The organism is Halococcus sp. PRR34 (assembly GCF_028617175.1).
In the GTDB taxonomy this organism is placed as follows: Archaea; Halobacteriota; Halobacteria; order Halobacteriales; family Halococcaceae; genus Halococcus; species Halococcus salifodinae.
This window is the reverse complement of the sequence record NZ_JAQJDA010000004.1, coordinates 208,103-226,782: the sequence shown is the minus strand read 5'-3', so window position 1 is coordinate 226,782 and position 18,680 is coordinate 208,103. Positions and strand designations below refer to the sequence as shown.

The following is an 18,680-nucleotide window of genomic DNA, read 5'->3' as shown; positions in this document are numbered from 1 at the left end:
TGTCGGGCAGTTCAAGACGTTCGAGGGCGAATTTCGGTCATGGATGCCGCGACGCTTCGCGACGACATGGTCGCGGGCCTCGAGCACGAGAGCAAGGCCGTCGTCGAGAGCGAGCGGGTGAGCGCCGCGATGCGGACGGTCCCCCGCCACGAGTTCGTCGACGACGCGGCCGCATACGCCGACCACACGGTCGAACACGCGGGCACGCGCGTTCTCGCACCGAGCACCGCTGCACGGCTCGTCGAGGCGCTCGCGCCCGAGTCCGGCGACCGAGTGCTGGTGGTCGGCGCTGGTGTCGGCTACACCGCCGCGATCTGTGCGGCGATCGCGGGCGAGCACAACGTCCACGCGATCGATATCTCGCGCCGGCTCGTGATCGAGGCTCGCCGAAATCTCGCGCGTGCGGGCTACGACGGCGTGCTCGTCGACCGACGCGACGGCACACACGGACTGGCGGCGTACGCCCCGTTCGATCGGATTCTCGTCGAGGCCGCCGCCGTCAGCCCGCCGCGCGCGCTCGAAGAGCAGCTCGCCGCCGGCGGTCGTCTCGTCCTCCCCGTCGGCACGCAGGATCAATCGCTCGTCGCGGTCGAGGACGGAGCCACGGAGCGCTTCGGCCCGGTATCGTTCGCCCCGCTGCTCGTCGAGGGCGAACAGTCGGATACCGTCGAGCGAAACCGAACCCACCGTGAGGACCGCGAGCGTGCGGAACGGACCGCACAGCGTCGTTCGGGCTGGGAACAGGACTGGATCGATTGGGAGTAGTCGTCGTTGCAGCTTCGTCCATCCGAACGCACGAATGCGATGCTTCCCCTCGCGGTTCGCTCTCGCACCGTCGATCACCCGATTCGACCCACCATTTCCGACAGCACCCGCACCGTGGAAACACTCCACACTCGCGCGATGTTCCCCAGCTGAGGGATTGTTTCACACTATACCAGAACTAATTATGCAGTCTAGAACGTGAACAGCCAGCAACTACGATCGAATTAATAGTAAACGTAGGTAATTGGCCAGAACGGGTATCTTACAAATGCCTAATGAACAGGTGATGCCGCGCAACGGAGCACGAGGCGACAGCGATAGCACAGGCGAGGGCGTTCGAACGAACCGCCGTACGTATCTGAAGGCCGCCGGAGCGGCCGTGGCGTCGGTACCACTGCTCGCTGGGGAGGGAGCAGCGGAGTCGCGTCACGGAATCAGCTTCGACAACGTCGTCGATATGGTCGATGACGCCGGCTGTGACCCGAACGGCAACAGCGCGTGTGACGGCAAGCTGCAGTCGGCCGCGGGCAGCAACACGCTGCTCAAGTTCCCATCGGGAACCTACAAGTTCAACGGAAAGAACGCACTCAACGGGTACGATAACTTCGGGATCGTCGGCGAGGGCGACGTCACGTTCGTCGTTTCCGGCGGGTTCGACGACAAACTGCTGACGATCAACAACGGCAACGGGCTGCTGATCGAGAACATCACCGTCGACCAGAACGGCGCAACCCCGTTGGTGCAGTGTGCCCCGGACGACAACCTCCAGGTCCACGGTCTCTCGATCGTCGGTCAGGGTCGGGCGTCGAGCGATGCCGCGTCCGACGCGTTCGCCGCGGCCGTCCGGTCGTCCGGTGGCCAGGGCGTCGTTTCGAACCTCACCGCACACAACGCTGGCAAGATGGGTGCGTACGCCCGGACGGGTATCTGGGTCGGTAGCAACCACAAAGGGACACTCACCCTTCGGAACTGCAACGTCGAAGGCTTCTCGAACAACGGTGTGTACGCCAGCCGGACACCTGGTGCCGTCCAGGTCGAGGGCGGTACCTACAAGAACAACGACCTCTCACAGGTCCGGATCGGCAGCTCCGGCAGCTACGTCGACGGTGCCACCATCGAGACCGATCTCTCCGACAGCAACAGTCCGAACCCGGACGACATGCTCAACGGTTCGGGGATCCGGCTCGAAAGCGACCGTGGCGGCTCGGGCGCTGAGGTCCGCAACTGTGACGTCCGCATCGGCCCCGAGGTCAACGCCGACGGCGGGATCCAGATCTTCGGGAACTACCCCTCGTTCAGTATCAAGAACACCCGCGTGGAGTTCAACCCAGACAAAGCGTACGCGATCCGCGGCAAATCGCCCAACGGGTCGAGCGGCAACGCGGGCGGGACGCTCAAGAACGTGAGCGTCACGGGCAACGCCTCCAACGCGGTCGGCGTCCTGATCGAGGATCGACCGAACACCACGATCGAGGACAGCTGTATCCAGCAGACCGGCGGCGGTCGCGTCGGTATCGCGCTCCACAACTGTGACGGCAGCCGGGTGGCAAACACCACCGTCAACGCGAGCGCACAGGCGGTCCGCGTAAAGAGCGGCAACGTGAACGTCAGCAACATCCAAGAGAGCGGGACCTGTCCCGCACCGAGCCTCGGCTCGTCGAACTACACCGGTAGCTCGTCGTCGGGCTCGGATGGGTCGTCGGGTGAGGACACCTCGTCCGAATCGTCCTCGAACGACGATTCGAGTGACTCGTCGTCCGGTGGTTCCTCGGAGGACTCCTCGTCGAGTGACGGCTCGTCGGATGATTCATCGAGCGACTCGGGATCGTCGGATGAAGAGTCCAGTGACGATGGCTCGTCGGATAGCGACTCCTCGGAAAGCTCATCGGATGAGGCCTCGGACGACTCGTCCGACGATTCCTCGTCGGGTAACTCCGACGGTGCCGGATCGGACGACAAGTTGAGCGGCAACATCGACGAATCGGACGTTCCCAAACCGTCCGACAGCGCGAACTTCGTCGTCACGGACACCGACACGTCCGGCGGCCGCATCCCCTACGAGCTCGCGACGAGCGGCGATCTCGAAAAGGCAAAAACCGGCGGAGCGACCGCGGACGACAACGACGACATCTCGGAGAACACCGCCTCGGGCGGCGTCAACGAGTGGCGCGACAGCTACGAGTACGAGGGCGAGATCGTCGAGCTCGAAGTCGACGATCGCGCGATCCTCAAGCTCGACGCGGACACGCAGACGATCAAGGTGATCGGCAAGGAGAGCACCGGCCCAACGGACTACTCCCTCGAAGTCACCGGCGAGCTCGAACACGCCGACAGCTCGTCCGACCCGATCACGGACGACGGTCAGTCGGTCGAGGGTGGCGTTGGCAACTCTCGAGACGTCTACAACTACACTGGTCGGCTGCTCGAGGCTTCGGTCGAGGACTCGGTCTCGATCACCACCCAGCCTGAATCGCTCGACAACTAATCGTCCGCGTCCCTGCTGCGCTTCCGTCGACGGCCCTTCTTTGTTGACGTGCGATCGACGTTTCGACCCCGGTGATCCACGGTGATTCGGATCGATACCGAGAACGACACTGTTCGTCTCCAGTAGTTACTGTCCGCTTGATCGTTTCGCGGGCGTCACACGTCCATCTACAGGGGACAACCGATGGATGGAGCTCTCAGTACCGCCCCAGCGTTCGTCTGCCGATCAACGACGCTCGCGAATCGGCGTCGACAGGAAAGCGCCCGAAGCGGGATTTGAACCGGAGCCAGACGGTCGGCCTCACTCCGTTCGGCTGCGCGCGACCGGCAGGGTTCAAATCACCGGACAGTCGTTCTCGGAATTCGGTTGCTCGCGACACAGTAAGCTGGTCGCTCGTGGGTTGGATTCAGAGAAAGCGCCCGAGGCGGGATTTGAACCCGCGTCACGACCGTGACAGGGTCGTATGATGGGCCACTACACCACCCGGGCAAGCGACATCAGTTTCTTACCCGGAGATGCCCTTAAGGGTTTCCAAACTGATCCACCGCTCTCCGGGGAAGCCCGAAACGCTATGTTCCCCCCGACCGTCGGTGCAGCCACGATCGATTCGACGATCTCGAACCGAACGAGCGGGTCCGAACTGCGCCTGCCAGCCCACGCTGGCGGCGTTGACAACGCTTAAGTCGCCCCACGGCGTAGGCCCTGTAGTATCTCGTGATAGCCACTTCTCCCCCGGTCAGACACACATGGTGGACGTAGGTCAGCACACGCTCGTTCCCGAGCACACGATCGTCGAAGACGACGAGATCGACGAGGTGCTCGACGAGTACGACATCAGACGCACCGACCTTCCGAAGATCAAACGTACCGACCCGGCACTCCCCGACGACGCCGCCGCGGGCGACGTGATCCGGATCGTCCGGGACTCCCGAACGACGGACCAGGCGGTCGTATACCGACTCGTGGTAGAATGAACAGGCAAGACAGGCGTTCGATCTCGCGAGAGTACTTCTCCCGCGAGCGGCTCGCAGAGCACCATTTCCGGTCGTTCAACGCGTTCCTCGGCCGCGGAATGCAGCAGGTGGTCGACGAGAAGGAGACCATCGACACCGACATCGGCGACAAGGAGGGCGAGGAGCCCGTCTACGTCGAACTCGGTGACGTACGGGTCGTGACGCCCCGCGTCCGCGAGGCCGACGGCAGTGAGGAGCGGCTCTATCCCCAAGAGGCCAGGCTCCGGAACATCACCTACTCCGCGCCCGTTTTCATGGAGATGGCGGTCGTGGTGGGTGGCGAAGAAGAGGAAGAGCGCGTCGTCGACACCGCCGAGACCCAGATCGGGCGGCTCCCGATCATGGTGGGCTCGGACAAGTGCAACATCGCCGATGCGACCGACGAGGAGCTGATCGAGCTCGGCGAGGACCCCGCCGACCCCGGTGGCTACTTCATCGTCAACGGCTCCGAGCGCGTGCTGATGACCAGCGAGGACCTCGCACCGAACAAGATCCTCGCCGAGTACGACTCGAAGTACGGCGACGAGATCCAGGTCGCCAAGACGTTCAGCCAGCGTCGTGGGTACCGCGCGCTGGTGCTGTGCGAGCGCAATCGAGAGGGGCTGCTCGAAGTCAGCTTCCCCTCGGTGTCGGGCAGCATCAACTTCGTGACCCTCATTCGGGCACTCGGGCTCGAATCCGACGAGGAGATCGTCCATCGGGTCTCCGACGACCCCGAGATCGTGAAGTTCATGCTCGAAAACCTCGAGGCCGCGGAGGTCCAGACCGAGGAAGCCGCGATCGAGGACCTCGGAGAGCGTGTCGCGTCGGGCCAGGGCAAGAACTACCAGTTGAAGCGTGCGAACTACGTGATCGACCGGTATCTCCTGCCGCACCTCCACGAGGAGGGCGTTCCGGACGAGGAGACCCGGATCAACAAGGCGTTCTACCTCTGTCGGATGGCCGAGGCGTGCTTCGAGCTCGCCCTCGGACGGCGCGAATCCGACGACAAGGACCACTACGCGAACAAGCGCCTCAAAGTGTCGGGCGACCTGATGACCGACCTGTTCCGGACGGCGCTCAACAAACTCGCGCGCGACGTGAAGTACCAGCTGGAGCGGGCGAACATGCGGAACCGGCAGCTCTCGGTCAACACCGTGGTTCGCTCCGACGTGCTGACCGAGCGGCTCGAACACCCGATCGCGACCGGTAACTGGGTCGGCGGGCGCTCCGGTGTGAGTCAGCTCGTCGACCGGACCGACTTCATGGGCGTGCTCTCGCACCTCCGGCGACTGCGGAGCCCGCTGAGTCGGAGCCAGCCCCACTTCGAGGCGCGGGACCTCCACGCCACTCAGTGGGGGCGGATCTGTCCCTCCGAGACGCCGGAGGGGCCGAACTGTGGGCTCGTGAAGAACTTCGCGCAGGCGATGGAGCTGTCACAGGACGTCGAGGACGAACAGGGACTCAAACGAGAGCTGGCGTCGATGGGTGTCGAGGGGATCCCCGGCATCGAGGGCGTCACCCCGAGCGCTGATTGAGATGAGTCAGGCACGCGACGCGAAAGTCTACGTGAACGGCAGCCTGGTCGGCACGCACGACCAGCCCGAACAGCTCGCCCACCAGATCCGCGAGGCGCGACGCCGCGGGGACGTGGCCGAGACGGTGAACGTCTCGGTCAAGGGCCGCACCAACGAAGTCATCGTCAACGCCGACGCCGGCCGGGCGCGACGGCCCCTCATCGTGGTCGAAGAGGGCGATCCCCTCATCACCGAGGAGGAGATCGGAGCACTCGAAGACGGTGAGAGCGAGTTCGAGGATCTCGTCGAGCAGGGCTACATCGAGTTCATCGATGCCGAGGAAGAGGAGGACATCCTCGTCGGCGTCGACGAGGACGACCTCTCCGAGGATCACACCCACCTCGAAATCGACCCACAACTGATCTTCGGGATCGGCGCGGGGATGATTCCCTACCCCGAGCACAACGCCTCGCCCCGGATTACGATGGGGGCAGGGATGATCAAGCAGTCGCTCGGACTGCCGAGCGCGAACTATCGTATCCGGCCCGACACCCGTCAGCACCTGCTGCACTACCCGCAGCTCTCGATGGTCAAGACCCAGACCACCGAGCAGATCGGGTACGACGACCGGCCTGCGGCCCAGAACTTCGTGGTCGCGGTCATGAGCTACGAGGGGTTCAACATCGAGGACGCGCTGGTGCTGAACGAGGGCTCCGTGGATCGTGCGCTCGCGCGTTCGCACTTCTTCCGGACGTACGAGGGCGAGGAACGACGATATCCGGGCGGTCAGGAGGACCGCTTCGAGATGCCCGACGACGACGTGCGCGGCGCGCGCGGCGAGGAGGCGTACACCCACCTCGACGAGGACGGCCTCGTGAACCCCGAGACCACGGTCGACGAGAGCGCGGTGCTGCTCGGCAAGACCTCGCCGCCACGATTCCTGGAGGAGCCCGACGACATGGGTGGCCTCTCGCCCCAGAAACGCCGCGAGACATCGGTGACGATGCGTTCGGGCGAGTCCGGAGTGGTGGATACGGTGACGCTGATGCAGGGCGAGGACGGCTCGAAACTCTCGAAAGTTTCCGTGCGCGACCAGCGGATCCCCGAGCTCGGCGACAAGTTCGCGAGTCGACACGGCCAGAAGGGCGTCGTGGGCCACATCGCGCCCCAGGAAGACATGCCCTTCACCGAGGAGGGCGTCGTGCCCGACCTCATCATCAACCCGCACGCGCTGCCGTCGCGGATGACGGTGGGCCACGTGCTGGAGATGCTCGGCGGCAAGGTCGGCTCCCTCGAAGGGCGGCGGGTCGACGGCACGGCCTTCACCGGTGAGGACGAGGAGGAGCTCCGCGGGTCGCTCGAAGAGCACGGGTTCGATTCGAGCGGGAAGGAGATCATGTACTCCGGCGTGACGGGCGAAAAGATCGACGCCGAGATCTTCGTCGGGACCATTTTCTATCAGAAACTCTACCACATGGTCTCGAACAAGATCCACGCTCGCTCGCGCGGCCCGGTCCAGGTGCTCACGCGCCAGCCGACCGAGGGGCGCGCTCGCGAGGGTGGGCTCCGGGTCGGCGAGATGGAGCGGGACGTGCTGATCGGGCACGGCGCGGCGATGGCGTTGAAAGAGCGCCTGCTCGACGAGTCCGACCGGGAGTTCGTCTACGTCTGTGGGGAGTGTGGGATGAGTGCGGTCGAGAACGTCGAGCAGCGTCGGGTGTACTGCCCGAACTGTGGGGAGGAGACCGAGATCCACGAGATCGAGATGAGCTACGCGTTCAAACTCCTGCTCGACGAGATGAAGGCGCTGGGGATCGCCCCGCGGCTCGAACTCGAGGACGCGGTCTGAGGATCACTACCGACTACACATGAGCACGAACGCAACACCAAAGGAGATCGGTGCGATCGACTTCGGGCTGATGAACCCGGAGGAGTACCGCGAGATGAGCGCGACGAAGATCATCACCGCCGACACCTACGACGACGACGGCTACCCCATCGACATGGGGCTGATGGACCCCCGGCTCGGCGTGATCGACCCCGGTCTGGAGTGCAAGACCTGCGGTCAGCACTCGGGATCGTGTAACGGCCACTTCGGCCACATCGAGCTCGCCGCGCCCGTGATCCACGTCGGGTTCACGAAGCTGATGCGGCGGCTGCTTCGGGGCACCTGTCGGGAGTGCTCGCGACTCCTGCTCGACGAACAGGAGCGCAACGAGTTCGCGAACCGCCTCCAGCGGGCGCGCGAACTCGACGACGACGTGAACGACGTGACGAAGGCCGCGATCCGCCAGGCGCGAAAGAAGGATCGGTGTGCGTACTGCGGCGAGGAGCAGTACGACATCCAGCACGAGAAGCCGACGACGTACTACGAGGTCCAGGACGTGCTCGCGGCGGAGTACCCCGAACTGATCGCCGAGGCGATGCAGCCCGACGAGGAGTCGGACGAGCCCGGTAGCTCGCCCCAACAGCTCGCCGACGAGACCGACATCGACCTCTCGCGGATCAACGACATTCTGGGTGGGGAGTTCCGGCCGCGCGAGGCCGATCGCGAGGCGATCGAGCGCGCGCTCGACGTCGACCTCACCGAGGAGGACATGAACAAGCTGATGCCGAGCGACATCCGGGACTGGTTCGAAGCGATCCCGGACGAGGATATCGCGGTACTCGGGATCGATCCCGAGCGTTCGCGCCCGGAGTGGATGATCTTGACTGTCCTCCCCGTGCCGCCGGTCACCGCCCGGCCATCGATCACCCTCGACAACGGCCAGCGGAGCGAGGACGACCTGACGCACAAGCTGGTGGACATCATCCGGATCAACCAGCGGTTCATGGAGAACCGTGAGGCGGGTGCGCCACAGCTCATCATCGAGGACCTCTGGGAGCTGCTCCAGTACCACGTCACGACGTTCATGGACAACGAGATTTCAGGCACGCCGCCCGCTCGCCACCGTTCCGGACGGCCCCTCAAGACCCTCTCACAGCGGCTGAAGGGCAAGGACGGCCGGTTCCGAGGCAGCCTCTCGGGCAAGCGTGTGAACTTCTCGGCTCGTACTGTTATCTCGCCGGACCCGACCCTCAGCCTGAACGAGGTCGGGGTTCCCGAACGGGTCGCCGAAGAGATGACCCAGACGATGAACGTCAACGAGCGCAACATCGAGGAGGCGCGCCAGTACGTTCGCAACGGCGCGGAGACCCACCCCGGCGCGAATCGGGTCATCCGGCCCGACGGCAAGGTGATGAAGATCCTCGATCAGGCAAAGGAAGAGCTCGCCGAGCGGATCGAGCCCGGCTGGCAGGTCCAGCGCCATCTCTCGGATGGCGACATCGTGATCTTCAACCGCCAGCCCTCGCTCCACCGGATGAGTATCATGGCCCACGAGGTCGTGGTGATGCCGTACAAGACGTTCCGGCTGAATACTACTGTTTGTCCGCCGTACAACGCCGACTTCGACGGCGACGAGATGAACATGCACGCCCTCCAGAACGAGGAGGCGCGTGCAGAGGCCCGCGTGCTGATGCGGGTCCAAGAGCAGATCCTCTCGCCGAAGATGGGCGAGAACATCATCGGCGCGATCCAAGACCACATCAGCGGGACTTATCTCCTCACCCACGACGACCCCGAGACCGGTGGGATCCCGCGGTTCAACGAGACACAGGCGCTCGATCTCCTCCGGGCGACGGCGGTCGACGGGCTGCCTGATTCTGATGGTGAAGAGGACGGAAAGCCGTACTGGACCGGCCGGACGATCTTCTCCGAGCTGCTGCCCGGCGACCTCGACCTCGAGTTCAGCTCGTCGACCGGTGATACGGTCGTGATCGAGGACGGCCAGCTCATCGAGGGAACCGTCGACGAGGACGCCGTCGGCGCGTTCGGCGGCGAGGTCGTCGACCGCATCGTGAAAAAGCACGGCGAGACCCGTGCGCGCGTGCTCATCAACGAGGTCGCGTCGCTCGCGATGCGCGCGATCATGCACTTCGGGTTCTCGATCGGGATCGACGACGAGTCGATCCCGGAAGCGGCCGAGACCCAGATCGACGAGAGCATCGACAACGCCTACGAGCGGATCGACGAGCTCATCACCACCTACGAGAACGACGAGCTCGAATCGCTGCCCGGCCGCACCGTCGACGAGACCCTCGAGATGAAGATCATGCAGACACTCGGGAAGGCCCGGGACTCGGCGGGTGACATCGCGGAGGACCACTTCGCGGAGGACAACCCCGCGGTCATCATGGCCGAGTCGGGCGCGCGTGGTTCGATGCTCAACCTCACCCAGATGGCGGCCTGCGTCGGTCAGCAGGCGGTCCGTGGCGAACGGATCAATCGCGGGTACGAGGACCGCACGCTGAGTCACTACAAGCCAGACGACCTCTCGGCGGAGGCCCACGGGTTCGTCGAGCACTCCTACCGCGGCGGGCTCACGCCACGGGAGTTCTTCTTCCACGCGATGGGCGGCCGTGAGGGACTCGTGGATACGGCGGTCCGGACCTCGAAGTCGGGCTACCTCCAGCGCCGGCTGATCAACGCGCTGTCGGAGCTCGAAACCCAGTACGACGGCACCGTCCGGGACACCAACGACAACATCGTCCAGTTCGAGTTCGGCGAGGACGGCACCAGTCCGGTGAAGGTCTCCTCGGACACCGAGAACGACGTCAACGTCGAGGCGATCGCGGACGACGTGCTCGCCGCGGAGTTCGCGGACGACGGCGAGGCGTTCGTCGCCGAGCCGACGACCAATCTCTCGGAGGACGCCGACGACCGGATGGCCGACGACCGAACCGACACGCCGATCGAAGTGCCACAGGTGAACGATGACTGAGATCACGAACGGGATCGAGTCGACGGTCGAGGGGACCGACCTCCCGAAACGACTCAAGGACGAAGTGTACGAAACGATCGAGGACCGGGACGTGACCGCAGAGGAGGCCGACGAGATCGCAACGGCGGTCGAGGAGCGGTATCTCGACACCCGGGTGGACCCACTCGATCCCGTCGGGACCGTGTCGGCTCAATCGATCGGCGAGCCCGGCACCCAGATGACGATGAACACGTTCCACTACGCGGGCGTGGCGGAGATCGACGTCACTCAGGGGCTGCCGCGGCTGATCGAACTCGTCGACGCTCGGAAGACCCCCGACACGCCGATGATGACGGTGCATCTGGACGGGGAGTACGCGACCGACCGCGAGAAGGCCCACGAGGTGGTCTGGGGGATCGAGGCGACGCGCATCCTCGCGCTCGGGGACGTCTCGACCAACGTCGCCGACATGCTCGTGCAGATCGATCTGAACGATCAGACCCTCGAAGAGCGGATGATCACGCCGGAAGAAGTCGCCGAGATCATCGAGGACAGCCTCGGCGTCGACGTCACCCAGTCGGGGACTACTGTGGAGTTCGGACCCGAGCAGCCGAGCTATCGTGATCTGCTCCAGCTCGTCGAGGAGCTGCGCGAGATCGTGTTCAAGGGGATCGACGAGGTCTCGCGGGTCGTGATCCGAAAGGAGGAGCTCGACACCGGCGAGGAGTTCGTGCTCTACACCGAGGGATCGGCCTTCGGCGACGTGCTCGACATCGAGGGCGTCGACGCCTCGCGGACGACGTGCAACAACATCCACGAGATCCACAGCAACCTCGGGGTCGAGGCCGCGCGCGAGACCATTATCGAGGAGACGATGGACACGCTCGAAGAGCAGGGCCTCGGCAACGTCAACATCCGCCACCTCATGCTCGTCGCGGACATCATGACCGCCGAGGGCACGATCGAGTCGATCGGTCGCCACGGCATCTCGGGCTCGAAGGACTCGGTGCTCGCCCGTGCCGCCTTCGAGGTCACGGTCAACCACCTGCTCGATGCGGCAGTCCACGGCGAGGTCGACGATCTCAACGGCGTGACCGAGAACGTCATCGTCGGCAAGCCGATCAAGCTCGGCACCGGCGACGTCAACCTCCGGATGGGCGGCACGAGCGGTGCGGCCGGCGGCGCGGACGACGAAACCAGCGCCGACTGAGATGCGCGTGACGCTCTCGGACGCGGCGCGCCGACACATCGCGCTGTTCGAGGACGTCACGGGAACGACCGCCGTCGACTGTCTGTTCGACGATGCGAACGATCGAGTCTGTTTTCTGGTGGCGGCCGGCGAGATGGCCGACGCGATCGGTCCCGACGGACGGATGGTCGAAAAAGTCGAACAGCGACTCGATCGGCCGGTCACGCTCGTCGAGGACGCCGACACGCCCGAGGCGTTCGTCGCCAACGCGCTCGCGCCCGCCGCGGTGTACAACGTCACGATCAGCGAGAACCGGGATACGGTGGCCTATGCGGAGGTCGATCGGGCCGACCGGGGCGCGGCGATCGGTGCGGACGGCCGGCGGATCGAGACCGCGCGGCGACTGGCGAAGCGGCATTTCGACATCGACGACATCGAACTAGCGTAGCGTTCTCGTGGAAGATGTGATCCAAAACGAGAGAAACGACCTCAGAGAATGAAAGAGGCCGAAACGAGAGCTGAACCGCGATTGCCGGTACAAGTGAGAAACCGCCACCGCTCCGCAAACCACACCGCACCGCGGCGCGCCCGCCGCGCGCCATCCGCACCCACACACGGTCTCAGTCGAAGCGCTTGCCACGACCCGAAAAGGGAGGCTTAAGTGCGCCCATCGGATACAGGAGTCCATATGGCCAACGGCAAGTACGCGGCGCGGAAACTCAAGAAGGACCGCCAGAGCCACCGGTGGTCCGACTCGGAGTACGCCCGGCGGGAACGCGGGCTGCGCGAGCAGTCGGACCCGCTTGAAGGCGCTCCCCAGGGACGGGGCATCGTGCTCGAAAAGGTCGGCATCGAAGCCAAGCAGCCGAACTCCGCGATCCGGAAGTGTGTCCGGGTCCAGCTCATCAAAAACGGCAAACAGGTCTCGGCGTTCTGTCCCGGCGATGGCGCGATTAGCTTCATCGACGAGCACGACGAAGTCACGATCGCGGGGATCGGCGGCGCGAAGGGCCGCGCGATGGGTGACATCTCGGGCGTGAACTACAAAGTCGAGAAGGTCAACGGCGTGAGCCTGATCGAACTCGTCCGCGGGAACGCGGAGAAGCCGGTGCGATAATGTCTGCCGAAGAGGATACCCCCGAGCCGGAGAAACCCGCTGGGACCGACGAGGAGAGCGAGACCGACGCGCAGCTGTTCGAGCGCTGGGAAGTCACGGGGTTCGAGTACAACGACCCCTCGACCAAGCGCTACATCACCGTCACCCCCGTGGAGCACACGATGGGTCGCCACGCCGGCAAGCAGTTCCAGAAGAGCGAAGTCTCGATCGTCGAACGGCTGATCAACCGGCTGATGCAGTCCGACGCGAACACCGGCAAGAAACAGCAGGCCACCCGGATCGTCCGGAAGGCGTTCGAGGAGGTCCACGACCGGACCGACGAGAACCCGATCCAGGTGCTCGTCACCGCGGTCGAGAACGCCGCTCCGCGCGAGGAGACGGTGCGGCTGAAGTACGGCGGGATTTCGGTGCCCCAGGCTGTGGACGTTGCCCCCCAGCGCCGGGTCGACCAGGCGCTCAAGTTCCTCGCTGAGGGCGCGTACAACGCGTCGTTCAAGTCGCCGACCGACGCCCACGAGGCGCTCGCCGACCAGCTCACCGGCGCGGCGAACTACGACGTCCAGACGTACGCGGTCAACCAGAAAGAGGAGAAAGAGCGCGTCGCGGCCGCGGCTCGCTGATCCGGTCCGAATCTGATTTCGGTTCGATCGTCGGTTTTCCTGTTTTCGGCCGCCAAGCAGTCGCGACGAGCAGCGGTGGTCAGTCGGCGGCGTAGTTCGATCGAGTCGCGTACTCACGGGTCGCCTCGACCAGCGCGCGACGGTACTCGCCCGCGTCGGGATCAGCCCCGAGATCCCGAAAGCGACGCTTGAACGCGGCGATTTCGATCCCGGCGGCGTCGTTCGCGGCGGCGTGGGCGAGGTCGTACAGCCGATGGTCGTCGCCGATGCAGTCGTGGCGTTCGAGGAGTGCGAGCGCGAACGCCGCGTTGACCGCGGTGATCTCCGGGTCGGCCGCGGGCGTGAGTCGCGTCCACGACGGCGGATCGGCGGGTCGGTCCGCGAGCGCGGCCGCGAGGCTCGACTCCAGAAACGCCACTAGCCTGTCGGCAGGAGCCACAGTAAGGGTGATGTCGTCGGCGTAGATGTCCTTCATGTGGTTCGCGATCTGATAGCACTGGGTGAGCGTCCGCCGCTCGACCGAGTGGCCCGCCAAGGCGAGATAGAGCGCCTCCCGCGTCGACTGGACGTGCGAGGGATGGTCGGTCTCGTGACGGCGCATGTGCGAATACTCGTGGAGCGCGAGCGGGCGCGCCATCGCGGAGTTCGCCGCCTGGCGGGAGATGTTGAGCACGTGGTGGTCGTCGTAGTGGGCGGTCCAGGTCCGCGAGTCGGGGTTGTCGCGAACGTGGACGTCGACCGGGAGATCGAGGTCGTGTTCGGTCGTGAAGAGGTCGCGCGCGCCGAGGAACGGTTCGGTCGGGCCGGCTGACTGCACGCGAACGTCCATGTGTACTCATCACAGGCTGGGACGGGTATGACTCTTGTGCCGGTGTTGCGCCCTGACAACAGTTTCCTCTCCCTACTCGGTGTGACCGATCCACTCACTGGCAGTAAAGCCTGCTGGTGGCATCTGGATCAGCTAAAATTTGCTGTGCAATCATTTCGATGACTGAAAACCCCCCGAGTGCAACGCCAGTAGTGAAACAGACAACTAGTGGAACCGACCGTGGGTTTTTACTACTCACGGGATTACTGGCATCTACTCAGCGAGCCAACCAGACGGTAGGTATTTAAAACCAAATGAAAATAAACGATTACTCGACCAAAAACGGTGAGACGGTTAATTTATCTGACTTTGTTATTTTAGTAGGCCCTAATAATACTGGGAAATCACAGACACTACGCGACATTTCTAGTATCATGTCAAATGGACAAGAGGCGTCGAATTCTACTATTGTGACGGATATTGATTATGAAGATACGAGTTATAGTGCGTTTATGCAGGAATTGTCTGTCGTAGAAAATCCAGATATGGCTAACAGACATAATGTAAGCGGAATTTCGCCCAGTCTTAACAATCGCAATACAGAGAATCTCAACACAAACCAATTAGAAGGGCTACAAACCAGTGGCGGCGATGTAACGAGTTCTGATTTGGTTCGCCGTAGACTAATGCAATTCAAAGTAGCTTTTCTAAACGCATCTTCAAGGCTCGAAATCGCCAATTCTTGTGAAACTTATAATTTCCATGAGGGAGATCCGTCCAATGTTCTACAGAAGCTTTACGAAGCTCCTTCTGCTCGCAGAGAACTCAATAGTGCTTTCAACAACATTTTCCAACAAGATATAGTACTTGATTTCAGTAGCACTCGCACCTTCTCACTCAGAGTAGATGACGACCTAGATAATATCAACGGAAACATAGTTACTCCGACTGGTAATCCGGAAAATGATCAAGAAATAGGTGAGAAAATAGATGATCAAGGGGCCGGTTATCGGAGTTTAGCGGGGGTAATCTTAAGTCTGCTTTTAGCACAACAACGTGTCGTGTTGCTGGACGAGCCAGAGGCTTTTCTGCACCCTGCACAAGCGAGAGAATTTGGCATTTGGTTATCTGAACACGCAAGGAGTACTTCTGGCCAGATTGTAATCTCTACTCACAATTCCCATTTCTTAGATGGAGTACTATCTGGAAATGCTGGCACCACAGTATATCGACTTAATCGATCCGATGATCATACGCAGTATAACAAAATTTCGGAAGATGTGATTTCTAACCTATCTTCCGACTCTCTATTATCTAGTTTGAGGGTGATGAACGGTGTATTCCAAAAAGGAATAGTGATTTGTGAGGGTGGCTCAGATAAGTTAGTTTACAGATATGTAGCTGACGAGATCCTTGGTGAAAGAAATGCCGAATATATACCCTGTAATAGGATACACAATGCACCTAAAATTGCCAACGTATTACGAGCAGGAGCGATACCTCAGGTGATCGTAGCCGATATTGATATTTTGTCGTCTCCATCAATATTTCGTGATTCTCTTGAAGCGCTAAGTGGGAAAATATGGGGAGTATGATGAGCGAGTGCAACCGCATATGTCAACAAATCCAATCAAGTAGTACTGAGTGGTCGGATTTCAAGCAGGATGGTATATCCTCAGTGAACAACGAAATCGCCAAAAATATTGGAGAACTCATACTCGCTGCTGAGAGTCATGGTCTCTATATTCTGAGTGTAGGAGCTGCTGAAGGATGGTTTGACATAAATGGGAAAGTATCTGAGAATATTGATGAAGTGCTTGACCAGATAGATAGTGACTGTCCTGACCAACTACAACGATTTGTACACCAATTTCAGAAATCACTTGTAGACCAATATGAAAATATAGTTGCAGTATAAAACATCACTGATTTTGAGAGTTCTGGTTCAAAAGGTCGCTCCTCTTCTCAATTAGGGGCTAACGAGAGAAAAGCGTATCACTACCCTTTTGACCCTGCTTCCGGTACGAATCGACATAATGGGCCGACGTAGAAAGATCGTACAGGAGTGCGAGCGGCTGATGGACGAACCGGAGAACATCCGGAACATCGCGATCGCCGCACACATCGATCACGGCAAGACCACGCTGACGGACAACCTGCTCGCCGGCGCGGGCATGATCTCCGAGGACCTCGCGGGCGAGCAGCTCGCGATGGACACCGAGGAGGACGAGCAGGAACGCGGGATCACGATCGACGCGGCGAACGTCTCGATGACCCACGAGTACCAGGACACCAACCACCTCGTCAACCTCATCGACACGCCGGGCCACGTCGACTTCGGCGGCGACGTCACCCGGGCGATGCGCGCGGTCGACGGCGCGCTCGTGGTCGTCGACGCGGTCGAGGGTACGATGCCCCAGACCGAGACCGTCCTTCGTCAGGCACTCCGCGAGAACGTCAAACCTGCGCTGTTCATCAACAAGGTCGACCGCCTGATCAACGAGCTTCAGGAAGGCCCCGAAGAGATGCAGGAGCGCCTTCAGGCCGTGATCGGCGACGTCAACGAGCTCATCCGTGGGATGGACGAGGAGAAATACGAAGAAGAGGGCTGGAAGGTCTCGGTCCAGGACGGCACCGTGGCGTTCGGTTCGGCGCTCTACAACTGGGCGACCAGCCTGCCCCAGATGCAGGCCACCGGGATCGACTTCGCCGACATCATCGACTACAACCGCAACGACGAGATCGACGAGCTCCGCAAGCACTCGCCGCTCTCGAACGTCGTGCTCGACATGGTGGCCGAACACTTCCCGAACCCCGTGAAGGCCCAGCCCGAACGGGTTCCCACCGTGTGGCGTGGCGACGACACGTCCGAACTCGCCGAGGGCATGCGCCTCGTCGACGACGAGGGCGAGGTCGTGTTCATGGTGACCGATATCGGGATGGACCCCCACGCCGGCGAGATCGCCTCCGGGAGACTGTTTTCGGGCACGCTCGAACGCGGCCAGGACCTCTACGTCTCCGGGACGGCGGGCACCAACCGCATCCAGTCGGTCGGGATCTTCATGGGCGGCGAGCGTGAGGAGGTCGAGCGCGTTCCCGCCGGGAACATCGCCGCCGTCACCGGCCTTCGGGACGCGATCGCGGGTTCGACGGTATCGAGCGTGGAGATGACACCGTTCGAGTCGATCGAGCACATCTCCGAGCCCGTCATCACGAAGTCCGTCGAGGCCCAGAGCATGGACGACCTCCCGAAGCTGATCGAGACGCTCCAGCAGGTCTCGAAGGAGGACCCCACCATCCGGATCGAGATCAACGAGGACACCGGCGAGCACCTCATCTCCGGCCAGGGCGAGCTCCACCTCGAAGTCATCACCCAGCGCATCGAGCGCAACCAGGGCATCCCCGTCACCACGGGTGAGCCCATCGTGGTCTTCCGCGAAGCCGTCCAGCAGCCCTCCGACATGGTCGAGGGCCAGTCGCCCAACCGTCACAACCGCTTTTACCTCACCGTCGAACCCCTCCCGGCGGACGTCGTCGAGACCATCAAGCGCGGCGAGGCGTCGATGGACATGCCCGAACAGGAACGCCGCGAGGCGCTCCAAGAGGCAGGGATGGACAAGGACACCTCCCAAGAGGTCGAGACCATCCACGGGACGAACGTCCTGATCGACGACACGAAGGGGATTCAGCACCTCAACGAGACGATGGAACTCGTCGTCGAGGGCTGGGAAGAGGCGCTCGACGACGGGCCGCTCGCCGCAGAGCCGGTCCAGGGCACCCTCATCCGCCTCGACGACGCGCGGCTCCACGAGGACGCCATCCACCGTGGGCCCGCTCAGGTCATCCCCGCCGTCCGGCAGGCGGTCCACCGCTCGCTGATCGACGGTCGGATCTCGATGCTCGAACCCATCCAGAACGTCCGGATCGACGTTCCCTCGGAGCACATGGGTCCCGCCTCGGGCGAGATCCAGGGCCGCCGTGGCCAGGTCGACGACATGTACCAGGAAGGCGACCTCATGGTGGTCGAGGGCGTCGCGCCGGTCGACGAGATGATCGGGTTCGCGAGCGACATTCGCTCCGCGACCGAGGGCCGCGCGTCGTGGAACACCGAGAACGCGGGCTTCCAGGTGATGGCCGACAACCTCCAGCCCGAGACGATCAAGGAGATCCGCGAGCGCAAAGGGATGAAGCTCGAACTCCCGCCCGGCGTGGACTACTTCTAGAACCCACCTTTCGTACCCACCTTTTTACTTCGGGGCATCGCTCGCCTTCGGCTCGCTCAACCCCTCGCAAAAATCTGGACCAAAAACACCCGCTCACGAGAACTTCGACCTCGTTCGCGGTGGGATCACTGGTGCTCTCCGCAACCGCACAGCACCGCCCGA

Annotated in this window: 14 protein-coding genes and 1 tRNA gene; 13 read left to right on the top strand and 2 right to left on the bottom strand. The window is 62.6% G+C overall.

Translation table 11 applies throughout. The features are described 5' to 3' along the window. Positions 1–39 precede the first annotated feature (39 nt). Together PHA81_RS07570 and PHA81_RS07565 are read left to right on the top strand one after the other, a co-directional pair. On the top strand, positions 40–765 hold the full coding sequence (locus PHA81_RS07570; RefSeq protein WP_005045300.1) for a protein-L-isoaspartate O-methyltransferase: 726 nt from the start codon (positions 40–42) through the stop codon (positions 763–765). Between the two features lie 286 nt (positions 766–1,051). Continuing rightward, positions 1,052–3,250 carry a hypothetical protein gene (locus PHA81_RS07565; protein WP_005045298.1) on the top strand — a complete coding sequence of 733 codons (2,199 nt, stop codon included), beginning with the start codon at positions 1,052–1,054 and terminating at the stop codon, positions 3,248–3,250. Between the two features lie 416 nt (positions 3,251–3,666). On the opposite strand, the gene PHA81_RS07560 is transcribed toward PHA81_RS07565, so the two are convergent. Then, positions 3,667–3,739: transfer RNA gene (locus PHA81_RS07560), tRNA-Asp, on the bottom strand. Positions 3,740–3,996: 257 nt separating this feature from the next. On the opposite strand from PHA81_RS07560, the gene PHA81_RS07555 reads away from it, so the two are divergent. The 8 genes from PHA81_RS07555 (at position 3,997) to PHA81_RS07520 (ending at position 13,487) form a co-directional block, all read left to right on the top strand. Further along, the gene (locus PHA81_RS07555) at positions 3,997–4,224 is read left to right on the top strand and encodes a DNA-directed RNA polymerase subunit H (RefSeq protein ID WP_005045296.1); all 228 of its coding nucleotides are present in this window, start codon (positions 3,997–3,999) and stop codon (positions 4,222–4,224) included. Beyond that, positions 4,221–5,780 (top strand): DNA-directed RNA polymerase subunit B'', encoded by a 1,560-nt coding sequence (locus tag PHA81_RS07550; protein ID WP_005045295.1) that lies wholly within the window; start codon positions 4,221–4,223, stop codon positions 5,778–5,780. The genes PHA81_RS07555 and PHA81_RS07550 overlap by 4 nt, the downstream gene beginning before the upstream one ends. Position 5,781: 1 nt before the next feature. Then, positions 5,782–7,608 carry a DNA-directed RNA polymerase subunit B gene (rpoB, locus tag PHA81_RS07545; protein WP_005045291.1) on the top strand — a complete coding sequence of 609 codons (1,827 nt, stop codon included), beginning with the start codon at positions 5,782–5,784 and terminating at the stop codon, positions 7,606–7,608. 19 nt (positions 7,609–7,627) lie between these two features. Next, a complete protein-coding gene (locus tag PHA81_RS07540; protein WP_005045288.1) occupies positions 7,628–10,582 on the top strand; it encodes a DNA-directed RNA polymerase subunit A' in 2,955 nt (984 codons plus the stop codon). Continuing rightward, positions 10,575–11,771 carry a DNA-directed RNA polymerase subunit A'' gene (rpoA2, locus tag PHA81_RS07535; RefSeq protein WP_273836148.1) on the top strand — a complete coding sequence of 399 codons (1,197 nt, stop codon included), beginning with the start codon at positions 10,575–10,577 and terminating at the stop codon, positions 11,769–11,771. The genes PHA81_RS07540 and rpoA2 overlap by 8 nt, the downstream gene beginning before the upstream one ends. 1 nt (position 11,772) lies before the next feature. Beyond that, positions 11,773–12,198, top strand: a complete 426-nt coding sequence (locus PHA81_RS07530; RefSeq protein ID WP_005045280.1) for a NusA-like transcription termination signal-binding factor — start codon at positions 11,773–11,775, stop codon at positions 12,196–12,198. Positions 12,199–12,438: 240 nt separating this feature from the next. Continuing rightward, positions 12,439–12,867, top strand: coding sequence for a 30S ribosomal protein S12 (locus PHA81_RS07525; RefSeq protein WP_005045278.1), 429 nt, complete (start codon positions 12,439–12,441; stop codon positions 12,865–12,867). Further along, positions 12,867–13,487, top strand: a complete 621-nt coding sequence (locus PHA81_RS07520) for a 30S ribosomal protein S7 (RefSeq protein WP_005045275.1) — start codon at positions 12,867–12,869, stop codon at positions 13,485–13,487. The genes PHA81_RS07525 and PHA81_RS07520 overlap by 1 nt, the downstream gene beginning before the upstream one ends. Positions 13,488–13,566: 79 nt before the next feature. Here the strand turns inward: PHA81_RS07520 and PHA81_RS07515 are convergent, their stop codons facing one another. After that, positions 13,567–14,316 carry a DUF5781 family protein gene (locus tag PHA81_RS07515; protein WP_005045272.1) on the bottom strand — a complete coding sequence of 250 codons (750 nt, stop codon included), beginning with the start codon at positions 14,314–14,316 and terminating at the stop codon, positions 13,567–13,569. 293 nt (positions 14,317–14,609) lie between these two features. On the opposite strand from PHA81_RS07515, the gene PHA81_RS07510 reads away from it, so the two are divergent. The 3 genes from PHA81_RS07510 (at position 14,610) to PHA81_RS07500 (ending at position 18,518) form a co-directional block, all read left to right on the top strand. Further along, positions 14,610–15,890, top strand: coding sequence for an AAA family ATPase (locus tag PHA81_RS07510; protein ID WP_080510321.1), 1,281 nt, complete (start codon positions 14,610–14,612; stop codon positions 15,888–15,890). An 83-nt stretch (positions 15,891–15,973) separates the two neighbouring features. After that, complete coding sequence (locus tag PHA81_RS07505) at positions 15,974–16,213, top strand: hypothetical protein (RefSeq protein ID WP_152424522.1); 240 nt, start codon at positions 15,974–15,976, stop codon at positions 16,211–16,213. 118 nt (positions 16,214–16,331) lie between these two features. After that, on the top strand, positions 16,332–18,518 hold the full coding sequence (locus tag PHA81_RS07500; RefSeq protein ID WP_005045270.1) for an elongation factor EF-2: 2,187 nt from the start codon (positions 16,332–16,334) through the stop codon (positions 18,516–18,518). The last annotated feature ends 162 nt before the right edge of the window (positions 18,519–18,680 follow it).

Coding starts and splice junctions, on each gene's coding strand:
- rpoA2 (WP_273836148.1), top strand. CDS start 10,575: ATGACTGAGATCACGAACGGGATCGAGTCGACGGTCGAGGGGACCGAC.
- PHA81_RS07540 (WP_005045288.1), top strand. CDS start 7,628: ATGAGCACGAACGCAACACCAAAGGAGATCGGTGCGATCGACTTCGGG.
- PHA81_RS07570 (WP_005045300.1), top strand. CDS start 40: ATGGATGCCGCGACGCTTCGCGACGACATGGTCGCGGGCCTCGAGCAC.
- PHA81_RS07550 (WP_005045295.1), top strand. CDS start 4,221: ATGAACAGGCAAGACAGGCGTTCGATCTCGCGAGAGTACTTCTCCCGC.
- PHA81_RS07565 (WP_005045298.1), top strand. CDS start 1,052: ATGCCGCGCAACGGAGCACGAGGCGACAGCGATAGCACAGGCGAGGGC.
- PHA81_RS07525 (WP_005045278.1), top strand. CDS start 12,439: ATGGCCAACGGCAAGTACGCGGCGCGGAAACTCAAGAAGGACCGCCAG.
- PHA81_RS07530 (WP_005045280.1), top strand. CDS start 11,773: ATGCGCGTGACGCTCTCGGACGCGGCGCGCCGACACATCGCGCTGTTC.
- PHA81_RS07515 (WP_005045272.1), bottom strand. CDS start 14,316: ATGGACGTTCGCGTGCAGTCAGCCGGCCCGACCGAACCGTTCCTCGGC.
- rpoB (WP_005045291.1), top strand. CDS start 5,782: ATGAGTCAGGCACGCGACGCGAAAGTCTACGTGAACGGCAGCCTGGTC.
- PHA81_RS07500 (WP_005045270.1), top strand. CDS start 16,332: ATGGGCCGACGTAGAAAGATCGTACAGGAGTGCGAGCGGCTGATGGAC.
- PHA81_RS07555 (WP_005045296.1), top strand. CDS start 3,997: ATGGTGGACGTAGGTCAGCACACGCTCGTTCCCGAGCACACGATCGTC.
- PHA81_RS07520 (WP_005045275.1), top strand. CDS start 12,867: ATGTCTGCCGAAGAGGATACCCCCGAGCCGGAGAAACCCGCTGGGACC.
- PHA81_RS07510 (WP_080510321.1), top strand. CDS start 14,610: ATGAAAATAAACGATTACTCGACCAAAAACGGTGAGACGGTTAATTTA.